11 protein-coding genes are annotated in these 12,264 nt (G+C 39.0%); 7 read left to right on the top strand and 4 right to left on the bottom strand.

The window, feature by feature from the left end:
* Window positions 1-179 precede the first annotated feature (179 nt).
* The 3 genes from HWQ37_RS34380 (at window position 180) to HWQ37_RS34370 (ending at window position 2,979) form a co-directional block, all read left to right on the top strand.
* Complete coding sequence (locus HWQ37_RS34380) at window positions 180-1,016, top strand: DUF2887 domain-containing protein (RefSeq protein ID WP_292755844.1); 837 nt, start codon at window positions 180-182, stop codon at window positions 1,014-1,016.
* A gap of 95 nt (window positions 1,017-1,111) precedes the next feature.
* Window positions 1,112-1,249, top strand: a complete 138-nt coding sequence (locus HWQ37_RS34375; protein ID WP_292755842.1) for a hypothetical protein — start codon at window positions 1,112-1,114, stop codon at window positions 1,247-1,249.
* A gap of 251 nt (window positions 1,250-1,500) precedes the next feature.
* Complete coding sequence (locus HWQ37_RS34370; RefSeq protein WP_292755840.1) at window positions 1,501-2,979, top strand: hypothetical protein; 1,479 nt, start codon at window positions 1,501-1,503, stop codon at window positions 2,977-2,979.
* Between the two features lie 90 nt (window positions 2,980-3,069).
* Here HWQ37_RS34370 and menD read toward each other — a convergent pair whose 3' ends face one another.
* Window positions 3,070-4,824 carry a 2-succinyl-5-enolpyruvyl-6-hydroxy-3-cyclohexene-1-carboxylic-acid synthase gene (gene menD / locus HWQ37_RS34365; RefSeq protein WP_292755838.1) on the bottom strand — a complete coding sequence of 585 codons (1,755 nt, stop codon included), beginning with the start codon at window positions 4,822-4,824 and terminating at the stop codon, window positions 3,070-3,072.
* Window positions 4,825-5,456: 632 nt separating this feature from the next.
* Here menD and folB point away from each other — a divergent pair.
* The 3 genes from folB to HWQ37_RS34350 all read left to right on the top strand — a co-directional run bounded on the left by folB (window position 5,457) and on the right by HWQ37_RS34350 (window position 8,876).
* The gene (gene folB / locus HWQ37_RS34360) at window positions 5,457-5,825 is read left to right on the top strand and encodes a dihydroneopterin aldolase (protein WP_292755836.1); all 369 of its coding nucleotides are present in this window, start codon (window positions 5,457-5,459) and stop codon (window positions 5,823-5,825) included.
* An 882-nt stretch (window positions 5,826-6,707) separates the two neighbouring features.
* Entirely contained in the window at window positions 6,708-7,991 is a 1,284-nt protein-coding gene (locus tag HWQ37_RS34355; protein WP_292755834.1) for a GGDEF domain-containing response regulator, read from the top strand.
* A 324-nt stretch (window positions 7,992-8,315) separates the two neighbouring features.
* A complete protein-coding gene (locus tag HWQ37_RS34350) occupies window positions 8,316-8,876 on the top strand; it encodes a sugar O-acetyltransferase (protein WP_292755832.1) in 561 nt (186 codons plus the stop codon).
* A gap of 3 nt (window positions 8,877-8,879) precedes the next feature.
* On the opposite strand, the gene HWQ37_RS34345 is transcribed toward HWQ37_RS34350, so the two are convergent.
* The 3 genes from HWQ37_RS34345 to HWQ37_RS34335 form a co-directional block, all read right to left on the bottom strand.
* Complete coding sequence (locus HWQ37_RS34345; protein WP_292755830.1) at window positions 8,880-9,260, bottom strand: calcium-binding protein; 381 nt, start codon at window positions 9,258-9,260, stop codon at window positions 8,880-8,882.
* Between the two features lie 462 nt (window positions 9,261-9,722).
* Entirely contained in the window at window positions 9,723-10,706 is a 984-nt protein-coding gene (locus HWQ37_RS34340) for a DUF1517 domain-containing protein (RefSeq protein ID WP_292755829.1), read from the bottom strand.
* Window positions 10,707-11,068: 362 nt separating this feature from the next.
* A complete protein-coding gene (locus tag HWQ37_RS34335) occupies window positions 11,069-11,728 on the bottom strand; it encodes a GIY-YIG nuclease family protein (RefSeq protein WP_292755827.1) in 660 nt (219 codons plus the stop codon).
* A 118-nt stretch (window positions 11,729-11,846) separates the two neighbouring features.
* Between HWQ37_RS34335 and HWQ37_RS34330 the strand changes: the two genes are divergently transcribed.
* Window positions 11,847-12,264 (top strand): carbohydrate ABC transporter permease (locus HWQ37_RS34330; protein ID WP_292755825.1); only part of this gene is annotated, 418 nt, incomplete at its 3' end.

Raw genomic sequence — 12,264 nt, 5'->3', positions numbered from 1 at the left:
TCTTCGTAGGTTTTGGCAGTTTGCCAGTTAATTTGCATTGGTATGGAGTGCGCTGTTGTGCTTGAGAATTTTATCGCGGACGTAGGGACATGCGATACCTGCGGTGGGCTACACCTACGCTAAAATTAGTATCTTAAGCCTTTACAATCGGGTAATTGTCTGGGTGTTGAGGAATAAAAATGAGACGTGACACCATTTTCTACAAATTATTTAAGCAATTTCCCGGTTTACTGTTTGAATTAGTAGATGAACCACCAAAAGAAGCGGAAAACTACCAGTTTGAATCAGTCGAGGTGAAAGAAACGGCGTTTCGGATTGATGGAGTGTTTTTACCTCCCGCAAATGCAGCTTCCAAAACCGTCTTTTTTGCTGAAGTCCAGTTTCAGAAGGATGAAGACTTATATCACCGCTTCTTCAGCGAATTGTTTTTGTTTCTCTACCGTAACTCTATCCGTTATGATGACTGGTTTGGAGTAATAATTTTTGCTTCTCGCAGTCTGGAACCTTCTAACTCAACAATTCACCGCGCTTTGTTGGAAAGTGGTCAAATCAGGCGGGTTTATCTAGATGAGTTGGGGGATTTGCGACAACAACCTTTAGGATTGGGTTTGATGTTGCTGACAAATGTTACTTCTGAAACGGAAGCAGTCGAAGGGGCGCGGTTTTTGCTACAACAAGCACAGCAACAGTCCGAGCAAGCGATAATTGATTTAGTTACGACGATTATTGTCTACAAATTTTCTAACCTGAGTCGAGAGGAGATTCAAGCGATGTTGGGACTGAATTTGGAAGAACCAAGGGCTATTCTGGAAGCGAAGCAAGAAGGGCGAGAGGAAGAAGCGCGATCGCTCATCTTACGACAATTAAAACGGCGATTTGGTGAATTTCCCGATAAACTTCAACGCCAAATTCAGGTGTTGTCGCTAGAACAGTTGGAAGTTTTAGGTGATGCTTTGTTAGATTTCTCTACTCTTGCTGATTTGGAAGGATGGTTACAAGGTGAAGTAAGAGGGTAAATTTCACGTAGAGGAGCAGAGAAGAAGGGCGATCGCACCCCGTAAAATAATTATGGCTATAAGTATTTGCAGACACGCAAGTATATCAGGAAGCGGTGGAAGCAAAAGTGCGATCGCTCGTCCTGCGACGTGAAAACGACTATTTGGTGAAATTGCTGAGGAACTTTAGAAGCGTTAGCTTTGGCGTTGTTGGAATTGAGATTGCGATCGCGGACTTGAAAGGGTGGTTATAAAATCAATCAGTAGATTCCTAAGTTAGCTTTCTCGCTTTTCTGATTTCTTAAAGCTTCATGTTTTCAGCAATAAGCTCTTGAGCGCGAGCTTGATTTTTGCTCGACGTGCTAGTGGGAGTTTTTCCATTACATCACTCAGTTTTGTTAGCATAACTTCATTTTAATTTTTATTTCAGTTCATAGATATAAAAAGAATATTACTGGGAATACTATTATTAGGATTTGTTTTTTCAGTAAAAAGATTTAAATATATGGATCAAGTTAAAAATTCACCAAATCGTACTTTATTTGAGAATAGTTTAAGAGATTTGTTGTTTGATGTACGTGAATACGGAACAGTAGTTACAAATATAGAATTTCCCAATGGTTCATTAATGCTTCCAGATTATCAACAAAGATTAATTATAAATTGTCATCTTGGTTTTAGAAAAGCTCAAAACTTTATTATTGAACAAATCATAACTAATCAAAAAGAGATAAATCAGCTTAAGGAAAGCTTAAAATTTTATAGAATGAATAAAGATACAAATAAAGTTAGTAATATTCAAGATAAAATTAATATAAAACTTTTTGAAGATAAAGTATATAGAAAAATAGCTGATACTATTGCATGGAGTTTATTTTATGCACAAAGTTATGTAGCCAGAAAACTATATTCGGGAAGACCAGATGAGGTTAACTTGTCTCAATCCAATATTGAACACGCTCTAGAAGCAATAAATGAACTTCATACAGCACATCCTGAAAGTATTGCATTAATTTCCGACATAACCTCTTTTATTGGTATTGGTGATATTCTATTCAAAAATTATGAAGAATTATCAGTTATAGAACTAAAAGAAGGAAACATAAATGAAGTAGTTAAGAACCTTATTAAAAAGGGAGAGGAAAGTGGACACACAATAGATAGCTTAGTAACCCAAATTGAAAAAGATCATAATCAAAAGATTTCTACGCAAACAAAGAGAATGATAAATCAAACAATAAAAATGAAAAAACTTTCAAATATTATTAATATGGGTTCTAGTATTGATAATATTTTAGGACTACCAAGTTTTATTCTTGAAAAGCCTGTAGAAGTCGAATATTTTACTCACGTTTTGATAAGAATGCTTAATGAATTATATAGTGGAAATAAAGATTGGAAATATGAGATTATAGAAGACTGTATACATATTGGTGTTTATAGAAATAAATTTGCCGAAATAGGTGGTCAATTAATCAGCGAATTAATTTATAACAAAACGGGTAAACGCTTTCCGGTATTTAACTATGTAAGCTCATGTTTGAATAAGCCATTAGCAGAACCATTTTTTATTAAAGCATTTACAAAAGATCATCTGGTAGCAATGACTTTTGGTAAAGTTAAATTTTTTATAGCTATTGATTTTGATGAGCTAATTAATATTTCTCGGAAAATGGGATTGAAATCTGATTGGATATCGCGGAAGAAAACTGCTCAGTTAAATTTAACTAAGGAGATGATTATTTTTGATAATCAAGCAATCGAGTTTAGTTTAAATGAAGATATGTCTATTTTTATGAGTGGAGGTTTGGTTTTCAGAATGATATTTAGCCATGTTATACCTTCATCTATAGCTAAAGGTATAATGAACACCTTAATGGAGCAATCTGAAGTTATAGAAAAACTCAATTTGGCATTAAGTGAAGAATATAATCTGCCCACTCTAATTCAAAAGATTGATTTAAGTGTTGAACCGTATATTTAGCAAATTAAATTTCTAATTTAAACGTTTGTCTTAAAGTACCTTTAACTTTAATTACACAAGCATTTCACTAAATCGTTATATTTTATATAGTCAAATTAAAATATATGCAGCAAATTTTTTTAAATTCTCTTGTCGCCATTTTGCATCAGCTTTACGATTTGTCCGCAACTCCAAAATCCGAATTCCTGTAGCTGGTAGCGGGTTTAATTTTTGCTGCAACTGCTGCCAAGAAGTAATCAATTCATGCTGCACATTATAAGTAGCGCACAACTGAGCAAAATCAATATCCTGGGGAGTGCCAAAAAACTCTTCAAATGGTGGGTCAAATTTGGCAATGGGTAACATTTCAAAAATACCACCGCCATTGTTATTGATTAACACAATCGTCAAATGTCCGACAAACTTATTGCGGATTAAAAAACCATTGGTGTCATGCAACAGAGCCAAATCTCCTGTTAACATCACACTACTTTGCTGGCGATGGGCAATTCCTAAAGCTGTGGATAATGTGCCATCAATGCCATTTGCACCCCGGTTAAAGTGCGATCGCACTCCTAAATTATTCGGTTTCCAGAAATATTCCACATCCCGCACAGGCATACTATTGGCAATAAACAGAGGCGTTCCGGGCGGTAAAATCTGAGAAATTAACCAAGCTGCTTTACTCTCAATGACTTTATCTATTTTCCCCATCGTCTGATCAACAACTAACCTAACCTTCGCTTCCGCATCACACCATTGCTGCAAATAGTCTGAGGAGAAAGATAAATTTATCTCCTCTGCTTTTATATCTTCTACAGATATCCGCAAATGCGTCGTTCTCCCATGCAAAGGGTCGAGGTTTTGGTCACTTTTGTCAATTACCCAGCGTCGCGGTTGCGTTGCATCTATCCAGGTACGCAGTTCTTTACTCGTAGGCATTTCTCCCACCTGAATCACCATTTCGGGCGCTAACTGCTTTCCTAATTGCTGGTTTCGCAAAATCAGGTCATAAGTGGAAATTAAATAGGGGTTGAGTTCGGCATAATTTCTGACTGGGGAAAGTCCCTCAGCTAGCACAGGCCATTTGAGAGTTTGGGAAAGGTACGCGATCGCTCTACAATATTCTTCTGGTTGCGACGGTTGGGCAACACCTGCGATAATAATGCCGCGATCGCATTCTTTCCATTCTTTGGGTATTGGGCATGGGGCATGGGGCATGGGGCATGGGTTTGCTATTCCTGCGAAAAAGTCTTCTGGGTGAAACTGCGATCGCAAATAACTCAAGTCAATTCCATCAGGAACAGGCGCTAAGGGATCGCGAAAGGGAATATTCAAATGTACTGGCCCATTTGTCGGAGTTTGCGCCCTTTCCCAGCTATGAATTACCGTTTGTCGCAGATAAGCTAGCATTCCCAAATCGGCGGAGGGTAAGGCTAACTCTGTTTGCCAATTTGGGTAGTTTCCATATAATCTCAATTGATCTACAGTTTGCCCAGAGTGACAATCTCGCAATTCTGGGGGTCTATCGGTAGTCAATATCAACAGTGGGACGCGACTATATGAGGCTTCTATTACTGCTGGATAAAAATTTGCCCCGGCTGTACCAGAGGTGCAAACTAATACCACAGGTAGTCCAGTTGCTTTAGCTTGTCCCAAGGCGAAAAAGGCGGCGGAACGTTCATCGAGAATGGAAATCGCTTCAATCTCAGGTGCTTGTTGAGCAAAGGCGATCGCTAAGGGTGTAGAGCGCGATCCCGGACAAATGATCGCACAAGTCAATCCCAACCGCTTTAGCGTCTCTGTTAAAATATAAGCCCAAAGTTGATTAACATTTTTATAGGCGATCGGCATTAAATCAAACATAGCTTTGACACTCCCCGCGATAAATCGACGGGGATTCTTGGCTCAATGAGACCACTTAAACTAGGTTCCTTGCGTTACCTAGCCAAGAGGTGGGACTCTCCCCAAGCGTTAACTTTCCGAGTGCCCCTCGGTAGTTGCATTGCTGCAAGTCCTGTTTAACTTGAAACGATTTGTTTCAAAATTCTGATTCGTCTAGCTCCTATGAATCTTTTACCTACTGCTAGGAGGAAACTAGAACAATGCAGTAGAACCGCATAGATTCAGTTGTCAAGGTACAGATTGCTGTTAGGCAGTTAGGTTTTTATACAGGTTGATTACCATTCCTGTTAAAAACAACATAACACAAAATGTCACTAGGGGATAAATCCCCCGCACGGCTTTTCTTTTATCCCCGACTTAAAAGACATTAAAACTTAAAAATCCAAAAATTTTTTAGGTTCTAATTTCGGGATTTTCAGTCATAATTTTTATAAAACAATCTTAAATTTTAGATTTTATCTAGGGAAATTCAATTTAAAATCCATCAATGTGGTGATGGAATCCAACAGCGCCACGCGAGTTTCTGGGAAAGAAAATCTCCAAGCAAACTTGCTCCACTTTCTACAAAATGCCCAATTTGCTCTCAAACTTTTATGGACTGCATTCATTTAACGGGAATTCGCGGCTATGGCTACACTGGGTATTTACCAGAAGAACAGGTGCTAGGACAATGGTTTGAGGTGGATGTGAGGTTATGGTTGGATATCTCCACAGCGGCCAAGACTGACGCGATCGAAGACACTTTAGATTATCGCAGCGTCATTAGCTTGATACAACATCTGATCAAAACGTCTAAATTTGTTTTGGTGGAGAAATTGGTAACAACGATCGCAGATTCTATCCTCCAAGAGTGCGATCGTGTAACAAAAGTCCAAGTCACTCTCAGCAAACCTGCTGCACCTATTCCAGACTTTAGTGGCAAAATTAGCATTGAACTGACTAAAAACAAATCCAATCTTTAAAGCACAATATGTGTTTTTTTTCAATATCTGTCACTTAGTAAAAAAAGGGGGTTTAAGTGGAGCGTGGAAGTATCTTACAAAGAGAATCTTTCCTGCCATTCCCCCCAGCACTTACTCGTTATTAAAAAACCAAAAAATACCGCGATCTGCTAATGAGCATTTTACTTGCATATTTTCAGAGTACAGAATTTGTGATTAAGTATCAACCAGAAGCTATAGGACTAGTATTTGATTTCTCAAATACATGGCGTGGAAGGACTACTGAGATTTTCTAAAAAAAATTACGACTCATGTATGAATAGTTCTAAGTAAAATCATCTTACATATCATTGAGGATTTCAGACAGTTTCAGACGATAATCTAGACCCCGACTCCGAGAAAAATTATTTGTAAGTAAAGCAGTATGAAATTCTTTAATTCCAGATAATGATTAATTATTAGTAATAATTTAGTGAATGCATATTAGGATATTATATACAACAAAATCTAGCTTTTTTCAACTTGCATTAAAGTATTATTCTGTGATTTGATTAAATTTTATTCTTGATTAATTCTTCTATAGATACTATACTTACTGTTTACCTTCCCAGACAAAATATTATATACATTCTAAAATCAATTTTTTAGTAGTTGTAATTACATGGTAATTTTGGTTTGCTGTTAATAGCATGATATTAGCTGTACAAAGTAATTAAGATTAGCTTTAACAACGATATAAGTTGTTGGAGGTTAATAACATGATGCTATTTATTCATTAGTCAGTATTAATATCAGGCAAGACGACAGCGTAGTTAGAAATTGTTTATGATAAGATTACGACTTTCCGATCGAGTTGACACTGACAACAAAAAATCTGAACCTTAGAAAACAGGTTGTTTTAACATGTTCGCCCGCAAAATCCTAGTTGTTGAGGATGAAAAAATTATAGCCTCAAATATTAGAAAAAGTTTAGAAAAATTAGGTTATTTAGTATCAGAAATCACCAAGTCTGGTGAATATGCAATAAAAAAGGTAGCAGAAAATCATCCACATCTAGTATTAATTGATATCTGCCTAGCTGGGGAAATAGACGGTCTACACGTAGCAGATATTATTCAGAATCACTTCCATGTACCTGTAGTATATTTAACAGAACATTCGGAATATAAAACATTACATAAAAATCAGTTAAGTGAGCCTTTTAATTACATAGTCAAACCATTTATTGAAAGTGATTTACATTTTGTGATTGAAATGACCCTCTATAAACATCAAAGCAAAAAGATATTATACGAAGAGAAACAGAGGTTAACGGCAATTATTAATAGTATGGGCTATGCAGTGATTGTGACATACACCAATGGTCGTATTGAAATGATGAATCCCATAGCAGAACTAATTACTGGTTGGAAAGAAAGTGAAGCCTTTGGTAAAGATTTAGTAGAAGTCGTTAACTTAGTTAACAAAGATGTAGGAGAAACAATTGAAAATTTGACCACTTATGTAATCGAAGCAGGTGAAGTTTTTAATTTACCAGAAAACTGTACACTAATTACCAAAGATGGCCAAGAAATAGCGATTGGGGATAATGTTGCACCCATCCGCGATCGCAATGGTAATATTACTGGCGTGGTTTTAGTTTTTCAAGACATCACCAAACGTAAGCAGACAGAAGCGCAACTGATCCGCAATGCTTTTTATGATGGATTGACAGAATTACCGAATCGTGTTTTGTTTTTAGATCGGCTCAGACAAACTATTGAGCGTAGCAAACGTAGAAGTGATTACTATTTTGCAGTTTTATTTTTGGATTTAGATGGCTTCAAAGAGATTAACGATCGCTTTGGGCATGGAATAGGGGATGATTTTTTAGTAGCGATCGCTAGACGTTTAGAATCATGCTTACGTGGTGGAGATACTGTAGCACGATTTGGTGGTGATGAGTTTACTATTCTTTTGGAGGATATTAAAGACATTACTGATGCTACCAATGTTGCTAAACGTATTCAAGACTCTTTACGATTGCCAGTTAACCTGAACGGATATCAATTATCTGCTACAGCTAGCATTGGTATTACTTGGAATTTTACTAATTATGAAGAACCTGCAACTTTGCTACGAGATGCTGATATTGCAATGTACCGAGCGAAACGGCAGGGAAAAGCGACTTATGCCATATTTAGTTAAGCGATGTAATATGCTATTTGTAAAAATAAATTAACCACAGAGACAAGGCAGCGCGGTCTTCTCCCAAAGGGAGAGGCTAGCGCCAAGGGGGTTTCCCCCATGAGCGACTGCCGCGCAGAGAACGGAGAGAGAGGAATCAGAGATTTTCACGACTCATTTAGGATTGCTATGGGCGCTACTAAGGAACATCATCCTGTCTCTCAATCCCTCTCCTTTATAAGGAGAGGGATTGAGGGTGAGGTAAACCAGGGACATAAATTGTATATTATTTAATTCTTATTCCTAAGGTTATCGTACACAATCGAGAAGCCCCATAAATCTGTCATGGAAAAAACCGAAAAACAGAAAATGCTCGCAGGTGAATTATATCTCGCCGAAGATCCAGAATTGGGTGCGGAAAGTAAGCGAGCCAGTCGTCTGTTGCGAAGGTATAATTCTACAACTGAAGAACAGCAAGAGCAACGACAGCAAATTTTGCAAGAATTATTTGGGAAAATCGGTAACAAAACGTTAATTGTGCCACCATTTCACTGTGACTATGGCAGTAATATTTTTGCTGGCGACAAATTATATATGAACTATGGCTGTGTAATTTTAGACTGCAATACAGTTCACATTGGTGAAAATGTTTTGTGCGCTCCCTATGTGCAAATTTATACTGCTTATCATCCAACAGAGCCAGAAATTCGTCTTTCTGGTAGAGAATTAGCTGCCCCAATTAACATTGGCAATAATGTCTGGATTGGTGGCAATGCAATTATTTGTCCAGGTGTCACTATTGGTGATAATACAACCATTGGTGCTGGCAGTGTAGTTGTCAAAGATATACCAGAGAATGTTGTCGCTGCTGGCAATCCCTGCCGCGTCATTCGATATTTGTCGTAGAATTTAAAATTTATAACCTCTAGCAATCCAATAGAGCCAGTCTGCGATCGCTTCTTGAGTTTCAGTGTCAGTATCAATAGCTGCTATTTCAGATAATTTAGCAGAGTATACATCATCATCCTTACCATTAATATAAGCCACTTCTACAAACATATCTTTCAAGCATTCATCATCTGGGGCCATTCCCAATACTTCGACTTGCTTCTCCTCGACAGAACCCGATTTGCGTCCCTTCTTAGCCCATGTAGCCAAAAAGGGAAAATTTAGAGCCTCTTCTAAGTAATAGTACCAACCCATAGCCCGGTCTTCTTTGTCTTCAGCATCTACAATGATCTCTGTTTTAATGCGATGCTCTCGCTTTTCGTCGGCTTCAACACTAGGCATAAGATAACACTTTGCGTATAATGCATTTTGATAATACTACCAAAATTTTTCTAAAATCATAATTATGTCCGCTTAATTACTTATTAAACCCATAGAACCCCTCCCCATTTGCGGCTACTACTGTGTACACACAAGTCGAATTACCCCCCTTAATCCCCCCTTATAAAGGGGGGAGACCAGAAATCTAGTTCCCTCCCCTTTGCAAGGGGAGGGTTAGGGTGGGGTAAAACCCTGGTTAATCAGCTATTTCAGACTTGTGTGTACACCGTAGGTTTGGGGCTAGGGGAGACAAAGCATAGCTTTAACGGGTTGGGCTGCAACGACTTTGGGAATCATAACTCATACAAGAAACCGCTCGTGATTAACAAGCGGTTTTCTAGTTATTGCCCACAAGGGGAAACTTATTTTTTGCACCAAGATACAAAGTTTTTCTTAGCGCTAAAATGCGAGACTTTTTAGAAATTAAACAAGTCTCAAATCAGGATAATTTGCCAACACATCATCAGATGTCAGAGTATCATTTTCAGCTTGGGGAGTCCAAAGAACTTCAATTGCTAGAAGCTTTTCGCTAGGGATACTACCAATTTGCCGCAAAGCTTGACGCAAATCATCAGCACTATTAATCGCTGTGGGGATTTCAAACTTACCTAGTGTCGCCGCCAGCAAGGTGACGATAATGTATTCGCCAGGGCCTTCGGTAAATAGGCGAGTGGGGTTGTCGAGTTCACCAACTGGCGGTAAAGCATCTTTGGCAAGGGCTGCTTTTAGCTGGTTGTTGACATTAGAAAGAGTTTCTTCGCTAAACTTGCTGCGTTCTGCCAGTGACAGCCGATTAAACTGACCTTCAGCCGAATTTAAACTGGCTTGTTGAGTGCCACCACCTGCATATACAAAGTATTCGGGATGGCGGAGTAAAGCTAGACTGGCTTCTTGGAGAATTTCTGCTCTACCTTCTGGGGTGTTAGTATCAGCAGTTTCAGCAATGTGGTTGAGTTCATTTTGCAATTCACGGGCTTGAGCTAACAAACCTACTTGCAAACGAGTTACAGAAACAGGAGAGTTACTGCTGTAATCTGCTTCTGGAGTTTCACCACTAGAGACGCGGCGGAAAGTTTGCAATAAGAAATTAGCGATCGCCAAGAAAATTAAGATGGTAAATATACCACCAAATCCTCCCCCAACACCCCAGAAGGGAATTAGGAACGGAAAGCCAAAGCCACCACCAAAACCACCACCAGGATAATATCCGCCCCCGCCCGGAGGTGAGTATGTGCGCGGTGTATAGGTGCGGCTAGAAGGCGCTCTAAAAGAGCCACCACCGATACGACCCCCACTGCGGGCTGCTAATGCGCCATCGGCGTGACCAAGAGCCAAAGCTAAGACTAAGCTTAGGGCTAAGAAGGTTTTTAACAGAGGTTTGATGGTTTGTTGTAGTTTTTTACGCATAAGACAATCGCTTGAAAAACGGAATTATTATTTATGATTTTTCCCTATTTTGGGATCAGTGTTGCAAGATGTCGCTAACGCTAGCCCGTAACCAGCAACTTTGTAGCATTCACTTTTAGACGCTACATATTCAATTTACCGCGTCTTATCTTGGGTAAGTAGCGATCGCAGGGGGGATTTCTCGACAGGGGAACCGTACCTAAAGATATGGGCTTCTACAGAATTAATCAGAGCATCTAATTTCGTTATCCTTTTTTAACGCAGAGTAACAAACACAGAAAAATAACTCCTCAGCGAACCTTTGCGCTTCCCTCAGCGCCCCTTTGCGTTTTAAACTCTTAACTCTCATATTTTCACAGCCACTACTTAGTTTCCTGTGTCTGTGCGTCAATAATCACACTCCAGTCATCGTTTTTCACAGCAGCTTCAAGTTGACGCTGACGTTCGGCTTCACTCGCATCTATGGTTTCCGATTCTTTAGAAAGGGTTGTATCAGCCATTGCTTTCCGTAGTTTTAGCTTTTTCTCCTCGTAAGCTTGAAGTTGGGCTGCTGACATTACCGCCTTAGTAGCTTCGCCTACCGTACTAGCCCACATTCCGCAATCAGTTGCATTACCAGGTGGCGTACCTTCGAGTTCTGCTATCCACGCATCTCGTAAATCTTCCATATCCTGACGCTTGGGAAACTTGAATGCTTGCACACGTACAAAAGCACACTTTTGCTTACCATTTTGGGTGATGTGGCTGTTTAGAGAAAGCAACACATTCCGAGAATAGCCAATGTACTGCGTGCGACGTTCTGCATCTAATACCGCATAAACTCCGGCAATTTTAGCATTCTGAGCAGCCACACTCCAAGCCTCAACGTCAATAATTTCAGTACCATTGTTTGCCAGTTCAGGAGTTATACTCACCTCAATGGCGGTGTGTTCATCATCAGAACTATACAAAAATTCATGCAGTCCACGGTGGTTTATGGGGACATTTTGATGTTCAATTGGCGGATTGTGCTGAGTTTCCATTGCAGTTGATCTCCGAATTATTAAAAGCAAATATATGCCCTTAAAATATTGAAGCTTAAATCTACTCACATCTCCAAATTTTTGTTCTGAAAAATCCCAAACAACTATTAAACTTCTTATGAATCAATTGATACCTAAAAATTGGATGTTCATCAAACAGAGGTTGACCCCTTATTTATTTTTACTACCCGCCTTAGTTCTTTTAGGTTTAACTGTCTTTTGGCCTGCACTGCAAGCGTTTTACCTCAGCTTTACCAGATATGAAGATATTGCTCAACCGCCACAATGGATAGGTTTCGCCAACTTTCTCAAGCTTTGGAAAGATGCGGTTTTTTGGAAAACCTTGGAAAACACTTTTTTATATCTTGTAGGTGTAGTACCAATTTTAGTAATTGCTCCCTTAGTACTGGCAATTTTGGTAAATCAGAAACTGCGGGGGATGAATTGGTTTAGAGCAGCTTACTATACTCCAGTAGTAATCTCAATGGTGGTTGCGGGAATAGCTTGGAAATGGCTGTATGCAGAAAACGGATTAC

Origin of the sequence: Nostoc sp. NMS4, from assembly GCF_017115095.1 — a bacterium.
In the GTDB taxonomy this organism is placed as follows: Bacteria; Cyanobacteriota; Cyanobacteriia; order Cyanobacteriales; family Nostocaceae; genus Nostoc.
This window is presented reverse-complemented; position numbering and strand designations above follow the sequence as displayed.

Excerpts from the sequence above, each read along its gene's own strand:
- folB (WP_292755836.1), top strand. The coding sequence starts at position 5,457 with ATGGACTGCATTCATTTAACGGGAATTCGCGGCTATGGCTACACTGGG.
- HWQ37_RS34370 (WP_292755840.1), top strand. The coding sequence starts at position 1,501 with ATGGATCAAGTTAAAAATTCACCAAATCGTACTTTATTTGAGAATAGT.
- HWQ37_RS34340 (WP_292755829.1), bottom strand. The coding sequence starts at position 10,706 with ATGCGTAAAAAACTACAACAAACCATCAAACCTCTGTTAAAAACCTTC.
- menD (WP_292755838.1), bottom strand. The coding sequence starts at position 4,824 with ATGTTTGATTTAATGCCGATCGCCTATAAAAATGTTAATCAACTTTGG.
- HWQ37_RS34350 (WP_292755832.1), top strand. The coding sequence starts at position 8,316 with ATGGAAAAAACCGAAAAACAGAAAATGCTCGCAGGTGAATTATATCTC.
- HWQ37_RS34335 (WP_292755827.1), bottom strand. The coding sequence starts at position 11,728 with ATGGAAACTCAGCACAATCCGCCAATTGAACATCAAAATGTCCCCATA.
- HWQ37_RS34345 (WP_292755830.1), bottom strand. The coding sequence starts at position 9,260 with ATGCCTAGTGTTGAAGCCGACGAAAAGCGAGAGCATCGCATTAAAACA.
- HWQ37_RS34380 (WP_292755844.1), top strand. The coding sequence starts at position 180 with ATGAGACGTGACACCATTTTCTACAAATTATTTAAGCAATTTCCCGGT.
- HWQ37_RS34355 (WP_292755834.1), top strand. The coding sequence starts at position 6,708 with ATGTTCGCCCGCAAAATCCTAGTTGTTGAGGATGAAAAAATTATAGCC.